The 18,706-nt window shown below is 67.2% G+C and carries 22 protein-coding genes and 1 pseudogene; 6 read left to right on the top strand and 17 right to left on the bottom strand.

Features of this window, described 5'->3' with window-relative positions:
• Positions 1-13: 13 nt before the first annotated feature.
• Both AB0L97_RS17985 and AB0L97_RS17980 read left to right on the top strand, forming a co-directional pair.
• Complete coding sequence (locus tag AB0L97_RS17985) at positions 14-754, top strand: CPBP family intramembrane glutamic endopeptidase (RefSeq protein ID WP_364430690.1); 741 nt, start codon at positions 14-16, stop codon at positions 752-754.
• A gap of 591 nt (positions 755-1,345) precedes the next feature.
• Positions 1,346-4,054, top strand: a complete 2,709-nt coding sequence (locus tag AB0L97_RS17980) for a hypothetical protein (RefSeq protein ID WP_364430687.1) — start codon at positions 1,346-1,348, stop codon at positions 4,052-4,054.
• Between the two features lie 129 nt (positions 4,055-4,183).
• Here AB0L97_RS17980 and AB0L97_RS17975 read toward each other — a convergent pair whose 3' ends face one another.
• Positions 4,184-4,795, bottom strand: coding sequence for a TetR/AcrR family transcriptional regulator C-terminal domain-containing protein (locus AB0L97_RS17975; RefSeq protein WP_364430684.1), 612 nt, complete (start codon positions 4,793-4,795; stop codon positions 4,184-4,186).
• Between the two features lie 194 nt (positions 4,796-4,989).
• Between AB0L97_RS17975 and AB0L97_RS17970 the strand changes: the two genes are divergently transcribed.
• Complete coding sequence (locus tag AB0L97_RS17970) at positions 4,990-5,241, top strand: hypothetical protein (protein WP_364430681.1); 252 nt, start codon at positions 4,990-4,992, stop codon at positions 5,239-5,241.
• 207 nt (positions 5,242-5,448) lie between these two features.
• Here the strand turns inward: AB0L97_RS17970 and AB0L97_RS17965 are convergent, their stop codons facing one another.
• Positions 5,449-5,613 carry a hypothetical protein gene (locus AB0L97_RS17965; protein WP_364430678.1) on the bottom strand — a complete coding sequence of 55 codons (165 nt, stop codon included), beginning with the start codon at positions 5,611-5,613 and terminating at the stop codon, positions 5,449-5,451.
• A 142-nt stretch (positions 5,614-5,755) separates the two neighbouring features.
• Between AB0L97_RS17965 and AB0L97_RS17960 the strand changes: the two genes are divergently transcribed.
• Complete coding sequence (locus AB0L97_RS17960) at positions 5,756-6,943, top strand: helix-turn-helix transcriptional regulator (protein WP_364430675.1); 1,188 nt, start codon at positions 5,756-5,758, stop codon at positions 6,941-6,943.
• A gap of 422 nt (positions 6,944-7,365) precedes the next feature.
• Here the strand turns inward: AB0L97_RS17960 and AB0L97_RS17955 are convergent, their stop codons facing one another.
• Complete coding sequence (locus AB0L97_RS17955) at positions 7,366-9,516, bottom strand: MMPL family transporter (RefSeq protein ID WP_364430672.1); 2,151 nt, start codon at positions 9,514-9,516, stop codon at positions 7,366-7,368.
• A 42-nt stretch (positions 9,517-9,558) separates the two neighbouring features.
• The gene (locus tag AB0L97_RS17950; RefSeq protein ID WP_364430669.1) at positions 9,559-10,038 is read right to left on the bottom strand and encodes an EXLDI protein; all 480 of its coding nucleotides are present in this window, start codon (positions 10,036-10,038) and stop codon (positions 9,559-9,561) included.
• A 283-nt stretch (positions 10,039-10,321) separates the two neighbouring features.
• On the opposite strand from AB0L97_RS17950, the gene AB0L97_RS17945 reads away from it, so the two are divergent.
• Positions 10,322-11,227: an NAD-dependent epimerase/dehydratase family protein gene (locus AB0L97_RS17945; protein ID WP_364430666.1), complete on the top strand. Its 906-nt coding sequence runs from the start codon at positions 10,322-10,324 to the stop codon at positions 11,225-11,227.
• Here AB0L97_RS17945 and AB0L97_RS17940 read toward each other — a convergent pair.
• The 12 genes from AB0L97_RS17940 to rpsJ all read right to left on the bottom strand — a co-directional run bounded on the left by AB0L97_RS17940 (position 11,217) and on the right by rpsJ (position 17,499).
• Positions 11,217-12,029, bottom strand: coding sequence for a phosphatase (locus AB0L97_RS17940; RefSeq protein ID WP_364430663.1), 813 nt, complete (start codon positions 12,027-12,029; stop codon positions 11,217-11,219). The two genes, AB0L97_RS17945 and AB0L97_RS17940, sit on opposite strands and share 11 nt — an antisense overlap.
• A 219-nt stretch (positions 12,030-12,248) precedes the next feature.
• Positions 12,249-12,521 (bottom strand): 30S ribosomal protein S17, encoded by a 273-nt coding sequence (gene rpsQ, locus AB0L97_RS17935; protein WP_355076029.1) that lies wholly within the window; start codon positions 12,519-12,521, stop codon positions 12,249-12,251.
• Positions 12,518-12,757 (bottom strand): 50S ribosomal protein L29, encoded by a 240-nt coding sequence (gene rpmC / locus AB0L97_RS17930; RefSeq protein ID WP_040864843.1) that lies wholly within the window; start codon positions 12,755-12,757, stop codon positions 12,518-12,520. The genes rpsQ and rpmC overlap by 4 nt, the downstream gene beginning before the upstream one ends.
• Positions 12,757-13,173, bottom strand: a complete 417-nt coding sequence (gene rplP / locus AB0L97_RS17925; RefSeq protein WP_039795447.1) for a 50S ribosomal protein L16 — start codon at positions 13,171-13,173, stop codon at positions 12,757-12,759. The genes rpmC and rplP overlap by 1 nt, the downstream gene beginning before the upstream one ends.
• Before the next feature lie 3 nt (positions 13,174-13,176).
• Complete coding sequence (rpsC, locus tag AB0L97_RS17920; RefSeq protein WP_039795445.1) at positions 13,177-13,971, bottom strand: 30S ribosomal protein S3; 795 nt, start codon at positions 13,969-13,971, stop codon at positions 13,177-13,179.
• Positions 13,972-14,376, bottom strand: coding sequence for a 50S ribosomal protein L22 (rplV, locus tag AB0L97_RS17915; protein ID WP_039795443.1), 405 nt, complete (start codon positions 14,374-14,376; stop codon positions 13,972-13,974).
• The gene (rpsS, locus tag AB0L97_RS17910; protein WP_014981659.1) at positions 14,373-14,654 is read right to left on the bottom strand and encodes a 30S ribosomal protein S19; all 282 of its coding nucleotides are present in this window, start codon (positions 14,652-14,654) and stop codon (positions 14,373-14,375) included. Before rpsS ends, rplV begins: the two co-directional genes overlap by 4 nt.
• A 15-nt stretch (positions 14,655-14,669) precedes the next feature.
• On the bottom strand, positions 14,670-15,506 hold the full coding sequence (gene rplB, locus AB0L97_RS17905) for a 50S ribosomal protein L2 (RefSeq protein ID WP_039795441.1): 837 nt from the start codon (positions 15,504-15,506) through the stop codon (positions 14,670-14,672).
• Positions 15,507-15,540: 34 nt separating this feature from the next.
• Positions 15,541-15,846, bottom strand: a complete 306-nt coding sequence (rplW, locus tag AB0L97_RS17900; protein WP_011207266.1) for a 50S ribosomal protein L23 — start codon at positions 15,844-15,846, stop codon at positions 15,541-15,543.
• A complete protein-coding gene (gene rplD, locus AB0L97_RS17895) occupies positions 15,843-16,517 on the bottom strand; it encodes a 50S ribosomal protein L4 (protein WP_039795438.1) in 675 nt (224 codons plus the stop codon). The genes rplW and rplD overlap by 4 nt, the downstream gene beginning before the upstream one ends.
• The gene (gene rplC / locus AB0L97_RS17890) at positions 16,514-17,179 is read right to left on the bottom strand and encodes a 50S ribosomal protein L3 (protein ID WP_355076024.1); all 666 of its coding nucleotides are present in this window, start codon (positions 17,177-17,179) and stop codon (positions 16,514-16,516) included. The genes rplD and rplC overlap by 4 nt, the downstream gene beginning before the upstream one ends.
• A gap of 14 nt (positions 17,180-17,193) precedes the next feature.
• The gene (gene rpsJ / locus AB0L97_RS17885) at positions 17,194-17,499 is read right to left on the bottom strand and encodes a 30S ribosomal protein S10 (protein ID WP_003938093.1); all 306 of its coding nucleotides are present in this window, start codon (positions 17,497-17,499) and stop codon (positions 17,194-17,196) included.
• A 434-nt stretch (positions 17,500-17,933) separates the two neighbouring features.
• On the opposite strand from rpsJ, the gene AB0L97_RS17880 reads away from it, so the two are divergent.
• Entirely contained in the window at positions 17,934-18,410 is a 477-nt protein-coding gene (locus tag AB0L97_RS17880) for a hotdog fold domain-containing protein (RefSeq protein ID WP_356964871.1), read from the top strand.
• Here the strand turns inward: AB0L97_RS17880 and AB0L97_RS17875 are convergent.
• A pseudogene (locus tag AB0L97_RS17875) lies at positions 18,397-18,706 on the bottom strand (hypothetical protein); the annotation flags it as partial. The gene AB0L97_RS17880 and the pseudogene AB0L97_RS17875 sit on opposite strands and share 14 nt — an antisense overlap.

The raw sequence follows: 18,706 nt of genomic DNA, 5'->3' as shown, positions 1-18,706 counted from the left end.
AGACTCGGTCGAGATGTCTGAGCCGGACCTAGCAGCACCGACCCGCCCACGCCACAAAGTGCACGCCTACGTCGACGTCGCCGTGGTGGTGATCGTCCTGGCGGGCACCAATCTCATCGCACATTTCACCACCGCGTGGGCCAGCATCGTGACGGTGCCGGTCTCGGCGCTCGCGCTGCTCGCACTGGTCCGCAGGCGTGGTCTCGGCTGGTCGGAACTGGGCCTTTCGCCCCGGCACTGGCGGCGCGGTTCGCTCTACGCGCTCGGCGCGGTGGCGTTGGTCCTCGCGGTCGTCGGGATGGGGGCGGCACTACCGCTCACGCGGCCGTTCTTCCTGGCCGAACGCTATGCGACCATCTCCGGCGCGTTGATCGCCTCCATGATCGTCATCCCGTTGCAGACCGTGATCCCCGAGGAACTGGCCTTCCGTGGCGTGCTGCACGGCACACTCGACCGCGCGTACGGTGCGCGCGGCGTCTTCGCGGCGGGCTCCCTGCTGTTCGGCCTCTGGCACATCGCGTCGTCCCTCGGTCTCACCTCCGGCAATCGCGGCTTGAGCGCATTCGTCGGCGGCGGCGTGACCGGCCAGATCGTCGGCATCCTGCTCGCCGTTCTCGCGACGGCCGCGGCGGGCGTGGTGTTCACCTGGCTGCGCCACCGCAGCGGCAGCCTGCTCGCCCCGATAGCCCTGCACTGGTCGGTCAACGGCGCGGGAGCCCTGGCCGCCGCCATCGTCTGGCACACGCTGAATTAGTTTCCAGCGCCTGCGGCGCTGGGTGTTCACGGCCCCCTTATGGCCGCGAACGGCGTATGCTCGGTCTCGCTTCGCTCGAAAGACGTAGTCGGGGTGCGCTGGGCGCGTCGGTATGGAATCCCGCTACAAGATGGGCGCGGTTCGTCACGGCTGACAGCTGGCTCCGTGACCGAGATCGCAGCAGCCGGGTCAGCATCCGACCCGACTCGACGCTGTCGCTTTCTTCGTTATGCATGCGGCGCCCGTGTGAACTCGAGCCGTGCTGCGGCGGCTGCCCGTCTCCTTCGCTCGACAGTCGCTGGTTTCGGCCAAGCCATGGGCGGGCGGCATCCCGGAACCGAGAATTCGCGCGATAGCCATGCGCACATTCGAACTGAGTTTCGACACGCGGAGAGCGTCGATAAAAGTGCCGCTCATCCGGATATTCGGGCCAAACCGCGAATTTCGGCAGCTCGGCGTGTCGCCCTCAGGCGGGCGCGCATCGCATTGACCACGGGCAGAGGTCGGTTTAATCTCACTCCGATCACACATATGTTCGAGCGATCATGTCTCCACCACTCGACATGAGACCTGCTCTTGGGAAGGCTCGCGATGCCCGACGAATCCTCGAACGATAGTTCCGAGATTGCCGCGCTGGCACAGCAAGTCGAGACCGCGCGCGGCAAACTGCCCCTGCAGCTCGATCCGGCGCTGCTGGAGGTGCTGTCCGAACGCGAGATCGCCGCGGAGCGCGAGCTGGCGGAATGGATTCGCGCGCGCCGCCGCGAGCAGCGGCGACGGGCCATCGAGGCGGAACTGGCCACCGAACGGCGCGACCGGAAGTCGTCCGCGGCGTTGCGCCGCTCGGAGGAGGCCGACGCCCGCTGGCATCGGCGCGCACTGGCGGCGCGGCGTCGGGCGTCGAGCCAGGACGCGCGCCTGGCGCAGCTCTACCGGCGGGCGGAGTGGTCGTCGCGCGCCTTGATCGCCGTCGTCGTGCTCGGCATGGTGTGGGCCGGTGTCAACGTGCAGCACAATCTGGTGCCCAGCGGCGACATGGCCGATCCGCTGTACTGGTTGAGCTACGGCATCGAGGCGATGATCTCGATCCCGATCATCACCATCATGGTGGCGGCGACGACCGCGGCGCGATGGGGCCGGGAGCTGGCGCGCGGCAAGGTGATCTTCTTCGAGGCGGCGCTGCTCGGCACGACCGTCGCACTGAACACGGGACCGCATCTCGCCGCGGGCGACCTCGGCCGCGCCGCCGAATACGCGATCGCTCCGGTGATGGTCGGCGTCGTGATCTGGTTGCACGCCTGGGTTTCCGCGCGGTACGCGGTGCTGATCGACGGCGCGCCGGTGATCGATCCCGACCCGCGAACGATCCGTCTCGATGCGCGACTCGCCACGGGCATGCAGGCGGAAGCGAGTAGTCGCCCCTCGCTCGACGCAGCGGCGAACAGCGGCCGATTTCCCTGGGAAACCTATGCAGGCGTGACCGGTGGCCGCGAGGCGCACCACGACGCGAATCACGGAGCGCAAACCGATCATCGGGGCGGTGCCGACCTCCATCACGCCGGGAGTGAAGCCTCGACCCACCACGCTGTCCCGACCGAAATGACGGGCACTCGTCCCGCAGGACGCCCCGACGAGTTCAGCTCGGCCGCACCGGTCATGCCTGTCCCGGCACGCGTCGATCCCGCAAAGTCGGCGACCAATGGTCACGCGGTCGGATCGCGGGTCAACGGCCACCCCATCACTGTCGACCGCGTCGGGTCCACCGCGGCGGCCCCTGGCAACGGCGAAGTGCGCGAGGGCTTCAGCACTTCGGGCCTCGCCGATACTCGCACGGCCAACGGTCACGCGGTCGATACGCCGATCAACGGCCACCCCGTCGACGGTGCCCCACTCGCGGGTGCGAATCCTGTGCACAGCGAAGTGGGCGAGAACTTCACTACCTCGGGTTCCGCCGACGAGCGCCCGGCCAACGGCCACGCGACCGATACCGGCATGAACGGTGTCGCACTCCCGCACACGACGAACGGCCACCCCGTCGAGCCCACCGTCAATGGCCACACCCGCGGCGACCTGTCCGTGAACGGCCACGTCCTGCCGATCGACGGCAAGGCCGGCCGGACACCTGTCAACGGGAACGGGCACCCGCGCATCAACGGACATACCTTGCGCCCGGCCACCAACGGTCACACGGTGCCGACCCCCGCTGAGGGCACCGAGCGGCACCCGCGAGTCAATGGAAAGCCCTTCCGCCCTGGCACCGACGATGACACCACCGAGTTCCCGGCGACCGGAGACGTTCGAGTCAACGGGCACGACACTGTTCCAACCGCCAATGGTCACGCCGCCGGGACGCCCACAGGCATCAACGCGCACGCGCTTCCGGTCGACCGGCACACCGCCCCCGCCACTGAAGACCACACGGACACCGTCGCTCCCCATGGAAGCCCGGTTCCGTCTGCCACCAACAGCCGCGAGTTGACGACTTCCCCGACGCATCCGGATTCATCTGCCGCCCAGCATGTCTCGCAGGTCCAGTCGGACGGACGTTCGACCCGGTCGGCCGATCCCGAAGCAGCGCAGCCTTCACCGGCCGACTTCGAGCACGGAACGCCGAGCCGAGTGCGAACGCATGCGTCCGATATCGGTGAACCGCGCCCAGAACCCGCGCAACCTGCACAACAGATTTCGCTGGACGGACTCGAGTTCGACGAACGTCCCTCCACTCAGACGAACAGCGCGACGCCCCCACTTCCGCCCGCCGGTCGAGGCGAACGCTCGGCCGATCGCGTGCATCGAGGAGACGACGCCGCCCGGCGTCCCGGCTCCACCGAACCGATGCACACCCAGTCCCCCGCAATCGCCGACACCGCCGCACAGGTGCACCCCAACGCCACCGCCCCGCGCGCGGCGAAACGCGGAAAGTCGATGTCCGCAGAGCAGAACGACCACTCCGCCGACGCGGAGAGCGAACAACTGGCCCTCGAGGAAACCCCCGAGCTTTCGCCCCTCCCCATCGCACCGATGCCGATCCTCGAGGACGACGACGAGGACGACGAATTCCCCACCGAGCCGGAGGAAGCCGACACCGACGACGACGAAATCTCCGCGATCGCACGAGCCATCACCGACCGCCACCTGTCCGACCTCCCGATCGAGGAGGTCAGAGAGATCCTGACCCTCGCCGATCAGGGCGGCTCGACCCCCGCCATCGCGAACGAACTCGGCGTCCCCCGCTCCGCGGTCACCCGCGTCCTGGACTCCGCCATCAAAGTCCACCGCCCCTACGCGACCATCGGCTGAGCACCGCCGCTCCGAGCGGCTAACGATGGCGCAAAAGCTGGGAAGGCAGGCGCGCCACCATCGAGACGCGGACAGGTCGGCGTGATCGGCCAACGGGTGCAGCGATGAAATCGGCCCGGGCGTCCTCGGTCAACTCGAGATGCGGGCTTCGATGCCGTCGAGCAGGAAGTCGAGGCCCATGCGGAAGGTTTGGTCGGCGTCGAGGTGGGCGGCGTCGCGTACGACCGTCTCCAGCGCGGGGAATCGGCCGGTCGCGAAGGCTCGCTCCAGATAGGGGCCGAAGGCGATCTGCCACTGGTGCTCGTCCATCCCGGTGGCCCGCTCGGCGCGCCGGTCGGCGATCTCCCGGCGCACCGCGCCGATCACGTACGCGTTGACCGCGGCGACCACCGGCATGGCCATGTCCACGTCGACGCCGCCCAGCGCCGCCAGCACGGCCTCCCCTCTGGCCATCGCGTGCGGCCCGAGCTGCGGCCGCCCACCGAGCAGGTCGGCGAACCATTCGTGCTGGTGAGCTGCTTGCCGGGTGGTTTCGGCAAGGGAGCGCAGCACCTCCCGCCAACCGTCTCCGGCCGGCTGGATCTCGGCGTAGACCGCGTCGACCATCAAGTCGAGCAACTCGTCCTTGGTGGCGATGTAGCCGTACAGCCGCATCGGCCCGACGTCCAGCGCGGCGGCGACCTTGCGCAGCGACACCGCCGCCAAGCCGTCCGCGTCGGCCAGCCGGATCGCCGCTCGCACGATTCGCTCCCGGCTCAACGGGGCCGGCGCCGGTCGATTCGGTGGCTCCGGTCGCTCCCACACCAACATGCCGCTGACACTACATCGCATGGTTCGATACAGCGTATTGGATCGCGGCCTGCGACGACACCGTCGTACCGCGGTCGATCACCAGTCTCCCGATCGGTCTGACCTGGCCGTCGAGGCCGGACGTCATGCTGCTCGGCGACGCCGCGCGCCTGATGCCGCCGGTGGGCGAGGGCGCCAACATGGCGCTGCTCGACGGCGCCGTGCTCGGCCTCGCACTGGCCGCGCACTCGGACGACTTTCCCTCCGCCGTAAAAGAATACGAACGCGAGATGTTCGAACACACCAGCGCCGCCGCCGGGATGTCCGCACGGATACAGGAACTCCTGACATCGCCGGACGCCAGCCGGAGAATGCTCGAGTTCTTCCAACCAGGCTGAAGGTATCCGAATACGGCGCTCATGGTTTCCGCCATTCGTCCGGCGCTCGGCACACGACGCGCTCGCTTAGATAGCGCTCAGCGGACACCCCACGCGGGCATGGCGGTTCACAATTCTGGTGGATCTTCATCAGGCCACGCGCGTGTTTCTCGTCCGCGGGCAGGTTGCCGTCCTCACAGTAGTCCTGCACCCAGGAACGCCGAGTCGTCATCGCTGCTCGTCCTCCAGCCGCGCGAAGATCTCACGTGCCGGTACGGATTCGTCCGGTTCGTCCCCGAGATCGAGTAGCCAGGGCAGCACCCAGAACACGAGAATCAGCAGTCCGCCGACAGCGGCTATGACGATCAGGACAGTTGCGAGTTCTGCGGTCATTCGGTGACCTTTCGGCACGTCGTGGGTGGTTGGTTGGCACCCGGCGCCGGGGATTCAGGACTCGACCCGACGCCGGGGCCTGCGGATACTTTGTCCTCGATGAACTCATGCGAAGCGGCACATCGTGTGTCACCGTGGAGGTATGGACGATGCCGGGATCGGGGAACGCACCGCCAGGGCGCGCAAGCTCACCCGGCTCACACAGCAACAGCTCGCGCAGAAGGCGAACGTGTCGGTGTCGCTGTTGCGCAAGGTCGAGCGAGGCGCACGCCCAGCCTCGCCCGCGTTCATCGCGGCCGTGGCCGGGGCACTCAGGGTCGACATCGAGGATCTGACCGGGCAGCCCTACATCCCGGCGCGCGACGATGCCGGAGCGCACGCCACCATCCGCGAGCTGCGCCGAAAAATTCTGGCGTTCAACGACGAACCACTGAATGCGCCGACCACCCTGGAACAGCTGACCACGGCACTGCATCGGGTACAGGCGAGCAGACGACGCGGCCGGTACGGCGACCACACCGCCGAACTGCCGGACGTAATACACGGTTTGCACGCGCTTGCCGCTGACGAGCCATCCGGGCACCGTTTGGAGAGGATCTATTCGACGCTCGCCTACGCATACAACAGTGCGTCATCGATCGCCTACCGCTACGGCTACCTCGACCTCGCCGGACTGGCCGCCGAACGATGCGCGTGGGCCGCCGAACGCAGCGCTGACCCCGTGTGGCCGATCGCGGCGGAATACCATCGCGCGCTGATCCTGCTGTACTCCGGCGCGTATGCCGGTGGACTGCGGATCATCGAGCGCGCACACGCAGCCAGTGAGCAACTACCTGCGACGCCGGAAGTCCTCGCGGTGCGGGGCGCGTTGCACCTGCGGGCGTCGATACTGTCTGCCCGTGCGCTCGACGCCGACACCGCCGACACGCATCTTCGAGAAGCGCGCCGGATCGGCGAGACGATCAACTCCGATCGGTATCAGGAGTACGGAACCGGGTTCCATCTGCCGAACGTCGCTATTCACTCCGTCGCCGTCTCGGTCGAGTTGTGCGATGGCACAACCGCCGTCGCACGCGCCGAGCGGATTCGGCTACCGGCATCGGTCACGCCATCCCGCGCTGGACATCACTGGATCGACGTATCCCGCGCGTGGTTACTCCACGGCGACAAGCAGCGTGCCCTCGCCAGTCTCGACCAGGCGCGCCGGATCGCGCCGGAGCTGACACGCAACCACCCCCAGGTCCACGAGACCGTCCGCGTACTCGCCAATGCCCGGCGCGGAACCGACTCCCTGGCCCGGTTCGCGAAGTGGGCCAACGTCAAGATTTGAGTCTCGTACGAAACCATAGCCACGGCCGACCACGCGACGTAGTGCGGTTGGTCAGCGGCCGAGGCGCGGGCGGCGGCCGAGCAGGAACGTGAGGCCGCTCTCAGAGCCCTGGACGCGGCCGCGGGACGCGGCGTTCAGAGAGAGAGCTGGACGAGAAGGGGCGTCGTCGGAGGTGGCGAGACCCCTGCGGGTGATGCGGCCGCATCACCCGTGAGCGGCGGTTATTCGGCCGCCTTGGCATGAGTATCGAGCGTGGCGGCACCGGACAAGGTCTGGACCGCACGCACGGAGTTTCCCGCGCCCGGTGACCGTCCGGTCACGACGTGCGTTCTTCGTGCGGAAATGGCTGTGCGCCCGATGAATCGGGCGCACAGCTCTATTCCGGTTCACTCATCCGCGGTGTCCGCGAGTTCCGGTCCCGCTCAGCTCTCGCCGACCGAAGTGCCGACGACCTCGCGAGACTCCGGTCCAGAGCCCTCGGGCTTCTCGTCCCCATGCCCCGGCCACCACGCCTTGTGCCCGATGAGCGCCGTGAGCGCGGGCGTGAAGAACATCGCCATGACGAAAGCCGCGATCGCGATGCCCACCGAGATGGCGAAGCCCATCTGTGCGAGAACGTTGTTGCCCGCCAGCATCATCGATGCGAAGGTGCCTGCCAGGATCACCCCGGCCGCCGCGATGGTGGGGCCGGTGTGCCGCACGGCCAGCGCTGCGGCCTGTTTCGGTTCGTTGCCCTCGCGCGCTTCTTCCCGCAACCGGGCGACCATGAGGATGTTGTAGTCGGTCCCCAGCGCGACCACGAACAGGTACATGATCACCGGCAGCGTGAAGATCAGACCGGTCTCGCCCCGGAAGTGCTGGAACACCAGCACCGCGGCACCGAGCGTGGCGGCGAAGCCGAGGAACACCGAGGCCATCAGGTACCACGGCGCGACCAGGCTACGCAGCAGCAACCCCAGCACGATCATGATCAGGACCGCCGCGACCGGGAACACGATCGCGTAGTCACGCGCCATCGCTTCCTGGAAGTCGACGAAGACCGAGGTCAGACCACCGACGGCGGCGGTGGCACCGGCGGGCGCCGCGGAATGCGCGACATCGCGCAACGGTCCCTTGACGGTGTCCAGCGCGGCGTCCGACTCCGGCGCGGCAGAGAGCGTCACCGCGAAGTCGGCGATCGACTTGTCCGCGGACAACTTCGGCTCCGCCACCTGTCCCACTCCCGGCACCGCGGCCAGCGCGGCGCGGTAGGCGGCGAGTTGATCGACAGCCAATTCACCACCGCCGGACCGCAACAGGACGTCCGAAGGCTGGGTCGTCCCCGCGGGCAGGCCCTTGACCAATTCCTTGCTGTAGACAACCGATTCGGAGGCCTCCGAAGTTTGCCCCGAGCTGAGGTCGAACGTGGGGTGGAAACCCAAGGCGAAGATCCCGAGCACGACCAGCAAACCGCCGGAGACCGCGGCGAACACAGCGGGCCGCCGGCCGAGCGCATTGCCGATCGCGGTGAATCGCGCACCCTTCGGTTCGATGCGCCACGCCTTGGACGGCCAGAACACCTTGGTGCCCAGCAGCGAGACCACCGCAGGCACCAGCGTCAGCCCCGCCGCCAGCGCGACCGCCACCGCGATCGCCAGCGCCGGGCCCATGGCGCGGAACATGCCGAGCGTGGACAGCACCAGTGCCATGAACGCGATGATCACCGCGCCCGCCGCGGACGTGATCGCCTCACCCACCCGGGTGACGGCGTTGACCATGGCGGTCTTCGAATCCTCGCCCGCGCGCAGCCGCTCGCGGTAGCGGAACATCAGGAACAGGATGTAGTCGGTGCCGACACCGAACAGCACCACCACCAGAATGGCATTGATCGATGCGTCGATCTGCAGGTCGAAGGCCTTGGCCACCACGGCGATCAACCCACTCACCATGCTGGAGATCGCGCCGATCACGACGATCGGCAGCAATGCGATCACCGGGCTGCGGAAGATGACCAGCAACAGCACCAGGATCAGCACGACGGTGGCGATACCGACGATGGCCAGCCCCTTGTCGCCCGATTCCCGCTGATCCAGCACCTGCGCCGCCTGGCCGGTGATGCCCGCCTTCAGCTCGGTGTTCGGGACGCGCGCGGTCAGCTCCTTGCGCAGCGCCTTGACCGCGTCGCCTTGGGTGGTGTCGTTCGGATTCGTCACCTTCGTCATCTGCACCGCGATGATCTGGACCAGGCGGTTCTCCGACGGCGGCGTCGGTTGCATCCCGATGACGTCCTTGACCTGCGCGTCGCGCAGCTCATTGCCGATCGAGACGACCGAAGCGGCGTCCGCACCGGTCAACGGCGTGCCGTCCTTCCGGGCGAACACGATGATCGCCGCGGGAGCGGAGCTGTCCGGGAAAGCCCTCTGCTGCAACTCCAATGCCTGAATGGACTCGTAATGCGAAGGCAGGAAAGCTGATTGGTCGGTAGTGGATTTCAGTTCCGGCGCCGCGGCCACCACCGCGATGGCGAGCAGCACCCACAGGCCGATCACCTTCCACGGATTGTGGACGACCACGGCCCCCAGTCGTGCGAACATCTGCGAATAGATCCTTTCCGGATGTGGAAAAGCGGCGGTATCTCAGATCTGCAGGTCCTGCGAGTTCGGGTGCTCGGCCACGTCGACGACAGTCCGGTAGATGTGCTCCGGAATCCGGCCCCGCAACTCGGCGGGCGAGTCCACGATCTCCACCGTGTAGTCACCCCATTCGCGCTCGCCACTGCCGGGCCGCAGCAGCTCGCGCCAGTTCTTCCATTCGGTCCAGTCGATCGCGACGGACATTTCGCGCCAGTCCGATTCCCTGCGGTGCACCACGAATTTGCCTTTCCGGCTCACGTAGACCCGCACGACGTTCATCCCGACCTTGCCGTATTCGCGGGATTCGCCGAGCAGTCTGCCGAAGAACCGCTGCTGACGCCCGCCGCCCGGACCCACGCGCAACACGATTTGGCGCAGGTCGTCCACGTCGCCCGGCTCGGCCGATTCCTTCACGATGGTGACGCCGCAGGCCTGCTCCTCGACAGTGTCCACGCCGCTCAGGTTGTTCGGATCGGTGGTCATGATTTCCCCGTTTCATAGATCAGTGCGCATGCAGGCATGCGTCTACCGTCGACCGGCCCACCCCGAATCCGCCTCTACCGGTGCGGATTCGATGTTCCCAGAAAGCCCGGGCCGTCGTCTCACTATAAGTAGATGTATACGTATAACGCAAGACCCCGCGCGACCGCCGGTCCCACCTGGCGCGGCGAGCCTTCGCTCAGCTAATGGATCTGTTCCGCTTGCGCACCGAGCATCGCCTCTCCGTCCTCCGGCGATCGCATGGTTCAAGCCATACCATCACGGTGTGCGCGTTCTCGTCACCGGAGCGAACGGCTATCTGGGCCAGGCGGTCGTAAAACTGCTGGCTGGAGCCGGGCACGAGCCGATCGCGATGGTTCGCGGCTGCGGTTCGCCTCTACGGGCGCCGACTCGGGTCGCCGACCTGCTGGATGAGGACGGGCTTCGGAAAGCTGTGGACGGCGTGGAGGCGGTGTGCCATCTCGGTGGGCTTACTCGGGCGCGCGAGTCGGCGGCCGATCCGCTGCGGTACTTCCGCGTCAATACCGGCGGGACCGTCGCGTTGCTGGACGCCATGGCCGCCGCCGGAATATCGCGGCTCGTCTTCGCTTCGACCGGCTCGATATACGGAACTCCCGAACGACAGCCGATGACAGAGCGTCTACCCGACGCGCCCCCGCACCCGTACGCGGCGAGCAAGCTGGCCGCCGAGTGGGCGATCGGCGCGCAGGCGGGCACCGGTCGCTTGTCCGCTACCGTGCTGCGCTTGATGAACGTGGCCGGCGGCGCGGATCCCGATCCGACGCGCTTGATTCCCCGAGCATTCGCCGCCGCGAGGAATGGCTCGGCTCTGGAAGTCAACGGCGACGGCAGCGCTGTCCGCGACTATCTGCATATCGACGACGCCGCAGCGGCTTTCGTCGCGGGTATCGAGAACATGCCGCCGAAAGGCGAATTCAGGCGCTTTCTCATCGGCAGCGGCCGCGGCAGCAGCATTCTCGACGTCGTGGCCGCGGTCGAGCGGCGGACCGGACGTCGAATTCAGCTGATCCATCGGCCACCGGCGCCCGAACCGGCCGCCCTGATCAGCGACCCGGCCAAGGCTATGGCCGAATTACCCTGGCGCCCAGCGCAGTCCGATCTGGAAACCATCGTGTGCGACACACCGCGCCGGGGTGACCTCAGCCGGTGAGTCCGGCCTGGCCGAGCAGATAAGCGGTCAGCGGACCGTAGTAACCGGGATGGACTCCGTCATCGAGTGGCACCGTGACCGCGATCTTCCCCTCCGCTTGCCCGGCGAACAGTGCGGGGTCGTTGCTGTCGGCGAATCCCACGGTCTCGATGCCCGCCTCCCCTGCCGCCCCGGCCCAGCCGTGGTCGGCGACGACCAGGTCGGGCCATTGGCCGGTTTCGGCCTCGCGCAACTCCCGCAGGGCCGCCCGCATCGGATGCGGGTCATGAGTGTGTCGCAGCGTGCCGTCGGTGCCCAGCGCGGCAACTTTTGAGGTGTAGACGATCTCGCGATGCTGCGGGCCCCATGGCGTGGTCACCCGATAGGACCACCCGGCAGCCGGCACGAGCACCACGCATCCTGCCGCACGTAACGCGTCCTCGACAGCGCGATAGACGCCCATGAGTGTGTCCGGATGCCCGGTCGCCAGGATCACCGTCTCCCGACGACGAGCGGCGAGCCCGATCCGCGCACCCATCGCGTCGAGCGCGTCGAGCGTCAGGTCGACGTCGATGGTGTCCGGACCCCGCAGATGCCGAGGGTCGGGGCTGACCCCGCACAGACGCGCCATCATCTCCAGCGTCTCGGCGAAGGTCCAATCCTTCAGCGTCAGCCCGAACTGATACCCGGGGTCCTTCGCCACCATCTTGCGATAGTTCGCGAGATTCCCCTCCCGAGGCGTCGCGACATCACCCGCTATCCGCGTTTTCAGCAGATGTTCCCGCAGCAGCGCTCGATCATAGGTCTGTTCAGATCGACTCACATTCCCCACCGCTCATCCTCCGCATCGGCCGTCGGCGCCACCTATCGCAGTTCCGGTCAGGCCAGGAGTCCGCCGGTTTGCTCGATCGCCACCCGCAACACGACAGTACCCATGCAGGGTGGACGGCAAGAGAATTCCTCAGACGCGCCCGGATACGGCGAAGGCCCGCCTCCGAGAACGGGAAGCGGGCCTTCGGGTTTCACGCCGTGCCGGAGAGGCCTACTTGGCCTTCTCCAGGACCTCGACCAGACGCCAGCGCTTGGTGGCCGACAGCGGACGGGTCTCCATCAGCTGAACGCGGTCGCCGATGCCCGCGACCTCGTTCTCGTCGTGCGCCTTCACCTTCGAGGTGGTGCGAATGATCTTGCCGTAGAGCGGGTGCCGGTTGCGGTCTTCCAGCTCGACGACGATCGTCTTGTTCATCTTGTCCGAGACAACGTAGCCGACCCGCACCTTACGGGTACCGCGCTGCCCTTCTGCTTTGTCGCTCATGCGGCATCTCCCTTGCCAGCGGGTCCGGTGGCCAGACCGAGCTCGCGCTCACGCATGACCGTGTAGATGCGCGCGATCTCGTGACGGACGACGCGCAGACGACGGTTGTTGTCCAGCTGACCCGTCGCCATCTGGAAGCGCAGGTTGAACAGCTCTTCCTTGGAGTCGCGCAGCTTGGCCACCAACTCCTCTTCGGTGAGCTCGCGGAGCTCTGCGGCCGGTGTTCCGGTAGCCATCAGAACTGCTCCTCCCTGGTCACGATCCTGCACTTCATCGGGAGCTTGTGCATCGCGCGGCGCAGGGCCTCACGAGCGGTCTCCTCGTTCGGGTAGCTCATCTCGAACATCACGCGACCGGGCTTGACGTTCGCGACCCACCACTCCGGCGAACCCTTACCGGAACCCATGCGGGTCTCGGCGGGCTTCTTGGTCAGCGGGCGATCCGGGTAGATGTTGATCCAGATCTTGCCGCCACGGCGGATATGGCGAGTCATCGCGATACGCGCCGACTCGATCTGCCGGTTGGTGACGTAGGCCGGCTCCAGCGCCTGGATGCCGAATTCGCCGAACGCCACCGAGGTGCCGCCCTTGGCCGTACCGGAACGGCCAGGGTGGTGCTGCTTGCGGTGCTTCACCTTGCGAGGCATCAGCATGCGTCAGCCCTCCTGTGTCTCTGCCGGGGCGTCGGCCACCGCGGTGGCGGCGCGCCCGGCCTCGGTGCTGGTCGCGGTGGTGCCGGTGGAACCGGACCGACGCGGGCGGCTCGGCCGCTCCCGGCGCGGACGCTCGGGCGCGGCGGCAGCGGCGGCCAGCTCACGCTTGCCACCGACGATGTCGCCCTTGTAGATCCAGACCTTCACGCCGATGCGACCGAAGGTGGTCCTGGCCTCGTAGAGGCCGTAGTCGACGTCGGCGCGCAGCGTGTGCAGCGGCACCCGACCCTCGCGGTAGAACTCCGAGCGCGACATTTCCGCGCCGCCGAGGCGGCCCGAGCACTGCACACGGATGCCCTTGACGTTCGGCGAACGCATGGCCGACTGGATGGCCTTGCGCATCGCGCGACGGAACGCCACACGGTTGGACAGCTGCTCGGCGACGGCCTGGGCGACCAGCTGCGCATCCGACTCGGGGTTCTTGACCTCGAGGATGTTCAGCTGCACCTGCTTGCCGGTCAGCTTCTCCAGCTCGGCGCGGATGCGGTCGGCCTCGGCGCCGCGGCGGCCGATCACGATGCCGGGCCGCGCGGTGTGGATGTCCACCCGCACGCGGTCACGGGTGCGCTCGATCTCGACCTTGGAGATGCCCGCCCGCTCCATGCCGGTGGCCAGCAGCTTGCGGATCGCGACGTCTTCCTTCACGTAGTCCGCGTACTGCTTGTCCGCGTACCAACGTGACTTCCAGTCGGTGGTGATACCGAGGCGGAAGCCGTGGGGGTTGATCTTCTGTCCCATTTACTTTGCCCCTCCCTTCCGGCGGTTACGAGTGGCTCCACCGGCGGTGGGGATGCTCTCGACCTCGATGGTGATGTGGCTGGTGCGCTTGCGGATGCGGAACGCACGGCCCTGGGCACGCGGCTGGAACCGCTTCAGGGTGGCACCCTCGTCGACGTAGGCCGTCGAGATCACCAGCGTGGCCGGGTTCAGGCCGAGGTTGTTCTCGGCGTTGGCCGCGGCGCTCGCGACGACCTTGGCGACCGGCTCGCTCGCGGCCTGAGGCGCGAACTTCAGCAGGGCGAGGGCGTCCTCGACACGCTTGCCGCGGACCAGGTCCACGACACGGCGTGCCTTCATCGGGGTGACGCGAACGTGCTTGGCGGTCGCGCGCGCAGTCGGGTTCTGAGTCTCAGTCGTCGTCATCGCCGCTTGCTCTTCCGGTCTTCCTTGACGTGGCTCTTGAACGTCCTGGTCGGCGCGAACTCACCGAGCTTGTGCCCGACCATGTTGTCCGAGATGAACACCGGCACGTGCTTGCGGCCGTCGTGCACCGCGAACGTGTGACCGATGAAATCGGGGATGATGGTCGAACGACGCGACCAGGTCTTGATGACCTGCTTGGTGCCCTTCTCGTTCTGCACGTCCACCTTCGCGAGGAGGTGGTCGTCGACGAACGGGCCTTTCTTGAGGCTGCGTGGCATTTCTTACCTCCTCCTTCAGCGCTTCTTGCCGGTCTTGCGGCGGCGGACGATGAGCTTGTCGCTCGGACGGTTGGGCTTGCGGGTGCGGCCTTCCGGCTGACCCCAGGGCGAGACCGGGTGGCGACCACCGGAGGTCTTGCCCTCACCACCACCATGCGGGTGGTCGACCGGGTTCATGACGACACCACGGACCGTGGGGCGGCGGCCCTTCCAGCGCATGCGGCCGGCCTTGCCCCAGTTGATGTTCGACTGCTCGGCGTTGCCGACCTCGCCGACGGTGGCGCGGCAGCGCACGTCGACGCGACGGATCTCACCGGAAGGCATACGCAGCGTGGCGTAGGGGCCCTCCTTACCCAGCAGCTGGATGCTCATGCCCGCCGAGCGGGCCAGCTTGGCGCCGCCGCCCGGACGCAGCTCCACCGCGTGGATCGTGGTACCGGTCGGGATGTTGCGCAGCGGCAGGTTGTTACCCGGCTTGATGTCGGCCGTCGGGCCGGACTCGATGCGGGTGCCCTGCGTCACGCCCTTGGGGGCGATGATGTAGCGCTTCTCGCCGTCCACGAAGTGCAGCAGCGCGATGTTCGCGGTGCGGTTCGGGTCGTACTCGATGTGCGCGACCTTGGCCGGGATCCCGTCCTTGTCCAGACGACGGAAGTCGATCAGACGGTAGGCGCGCTTGTGCCCGCCACCGCGGTGCCGGGTGGTGATCCGGCCGTGGGCGTTGCGGCCGCCGGACTTGGTCAGCGGGCGCAGCAGCGACTTCTCCGGGGTCGACCGGGTGATCTCGGCGAAGTCCGAGACGCTGGAGCCGCGGCGGCCCGGCGTAGTCGGCTTGTACTTACGGATTGCCATGAGTTCTTCTCTGCTTTCTGGATTCCCGGGCGCTTTACGCGACCGGGCCTCCGAAGATCTCGATGGGCTTGCTGTCGGCCGAGATGGTCACGAGCGCGCGCTTGGTGTTCTTGCGCTTGCCGTAACCGAAGCGGGTCCGCTTGCGCTTGCCCTGACGGTTGGCGGTGTTGACGCTGGTCACCTTCACACCGAAGACCTTCTCCACGGCGATCTTGATCTGCGTCTTGTTCGAGTCCGGGTGCACCAGGAAGGTGTAGGTGCCTTCCTCGATCAGTCCGTAGGACTTCTCGGAGATGACCGGCGCCAGCAGAATGTCGCGGGGGTCGGCGATGGTGGTCACTTGCTCTCCTCCTGTGCAGCCTCGGCCGGGCCGTGCACGAACGCGTTGAGCGCCTCGACGCTGAACACCACGTCGTCGCTGTTGAGCACGTCGTAGGTGTTGAGCTGGTCCGGGGCGATCGGGTGCACGTTCTGCAGGTTCGCCACGCTCTTCCACGCGGCGACGTCCTCGCGGCCGACCACGACCAGAAGCTTCTTGCGGTCCGACAGCTCGGCCAGGAAGCTCTTGGCGGTCTTGGTGGACGGGGTCTGGCCCGCCACCAGTTCGGTGATCACGTGGATGCGCTCGTTGCGCGCCCGGTCGGACAGGGCGCCACGCAGGGCGGCGACCTTCATCTTCTTGGGCAGGCGCTGGGTGTAGTCGCGCGGCTGCGGGCCGTGCACGGTGCCACCGCCGGTGAACTGCGGCGCGCGGGTCGAACCCTGGCGGGCGCGACCGGTGCCCTTCTGCCGGTACGGCTTCTTGCCGCCGCCGGAGACCTGGCCACGGGTCTTGGTCGCGTGCGTGCCCTGGCGGGCCGCGGCCTGCTGAGCCACGACGACCTGGTGCATCAGCGCGATGTTGGCGGTCACGTCGAAGATCTCCGCGGGGAGGTCGACGGTGCCGTTGGTCTTGCCGCCGATCTCCTTGACCGGCAGCGTCAGGTTCGCCTTCTTCTCGAGGCTCGTCATGCGTGCGCACCACCCTTCACGGCGCTCTTGACGATCACGACGCCGCCCTTGCGACCCGGGATCGCTCCCTTGATCAGCAGCAGGCCGTTCTCGGCGTCGACCTTGTGCACCGACAGGTTCTGCGTGGTGACGCGGTCGTTACCCATCCGGCCCGACATGCGCATGCCCTTGAACACGCGGCCGGGGGTGGCGCAGCCACCGATCGAGCCCGGACGGCGGTGCACGGCCTGCGCACCGTGCGAGGCGCCCTGGCCACGGAAGCCGTGGCGCTTCATGGTGCCCGCGAAGCCCTTGCCCTTGCTGGTGCCGGTGACGTCGACGTAGCTGCCCTCTTCGAACACCTCGGCGCTGATCTCCTGGCCGACCTCGAAGGTGGAGGCGTCCGCGACGCGGATCTCGGCGACGTGGCGGCGCGGCGTGACACCGGCCTTGGTGAACTGGCCGGAGACCGGCTTGGTCACCTTGCGCGGATCGATGGCGCCGAAGGCGACCTGGACGGCGCTGTAGCCGTCGCGCTCCACGGTGCGGATCTGGGTGACGACGTTCGGCCCGGCCTTGATGACGGTCACGGGAACGACGCGGTTGTTGTCGTCGAAGACCTGGGTCATGCCGAGCTTGGTGCCCAGGATGCCGGCGGCCGGCCTGTTCTTGTTGTCAGTCATGTCTCGAGTCCCCGTCACTGAATGTTGACGTCGACGCTGGCCGGCAGGTCGATGCGCATGAGCGCGTCCACCGTCTTCGGCGTCGGGTCGAGGATGTCGATAAGCCGCTTGTGCGTACGCATCTCGAAGTGCTCGCGCGAGTCCTTGTACTTGTGCGGCGAACGGATGACGCAGTACACGTTCTTCTCGGTCGGCAACGGCACCGGGCCGACGACGCGTGCCCCGGTGCGGGTCACCGTCTCCACGATTTTGCGCGCCGATGCGTCGATCGCCTCGTGGTCATAGGCCTTGAGCCTGATGCGGATCTTTTGTCCCGCCACGCTAAGTGTCCTTTTCTCCGCTTTCCTTCGTGGTCCGGAAGCCCGGCTATACCAGTCCTCTGGACCACCCTCATTTGCACAGCCCGAACACACGAAGACGTCTCAGTGGAGACCCTGACCGGGCACGCCCGATCTCGCCGCTGTTCATCTGTCATGGTTCTCCGGTACACGCGGTCGGGCGTGTCGCCCGACCGCTCATTCCTCGGCCTCGGATCGCAATGCATCTCAGGCCTGGAACACTGTCCCGGACGTACCCACGCCAGAAACCCGGCGAGGTACTCGATGGGGTACTGCTCGCCCCGCCCGACCAGCTGTTTCACCTGGAAACAGACACGGCCCGGTGCAAGGCAACCCGAACAGTATGCACGATCCCCGCGAGTCACTTCAAATCGGTGGGGCTGGCCACGAACTTACTTTTGAGTAAGATACGCCGCATGGCAAAAGAGACCGTGACCTATCGCGGCTGGAAGAAGCTGCCGGACAACCGGCTGGGGCATGCCCTGTTCTCGCTCGGGATGGTGGCGCGGGTGCCCTACTTCGGCACCGTGTTGCCGAACGTGGTCCGGCTCGAACCGGGGTTGTGCGAGGTCACCTCGCCGAAGTGGTTCGGCATCCACAACCATCTGGGCACCTTCCACGCGATCGCGGCGTGCAATCTGGCCGAGGTCGCGATGGGCATGCTCAGCGAGGCGACCGTGCCCGCGACGCACCGATGGATCCCCAAGGCGATGAACGTGCGATATCTGGCGAAAGCCGAGACCGGGCTGCGGGCCGTCGCGCAACTGGCCGAGATCCCCGACTTCGCGAGCATCACCGAGGGGCGCGAGCTGGTGGTGCCGGTGTCGATCTACGACAAGCACGGCGTGGAAGTGGTACACGCGGACATCACCACCTGGGTCACACCGAAGTAGCCGGCCTCCGCGAGCCGCGCGCGTCCGGTCTCGCGAAAGCTGTCCGTGGTTCGACCGGGGCCGGAACCGATGCGTCGCCCGCGACGAGTCGCCCCTGATCGATGTGCAGGATATTCTCCGCGCATCCGGCGAGATCGTCGGCGAGACAAGCAGAAACGACGATCGTCATGTCCTGGCGCGCGAGAGCTCGCAGCATTCCGGCCAGATAGCGACGCCCGTCGTGGTCCAAGTCGGCCATCGGGTTGTCCAGTACGAGTGCCGTCGTACCCGCGGCCAGCGCTCTGGCCAGGCCGAGC

This window comes from Nocardia sp. NPDC051911 (genome assembly GCF_040681035.1).
GTDB classification, from domain to species: Bacteria; Actinomycetota; Actinomycetes; order Mycobacteriales; family Mycobacteriaceae; genus Nocardia; species Nocardia sichangensis.
This window is presented reverse-complemented; position numbering and strand designations above follow the sequence as displayed.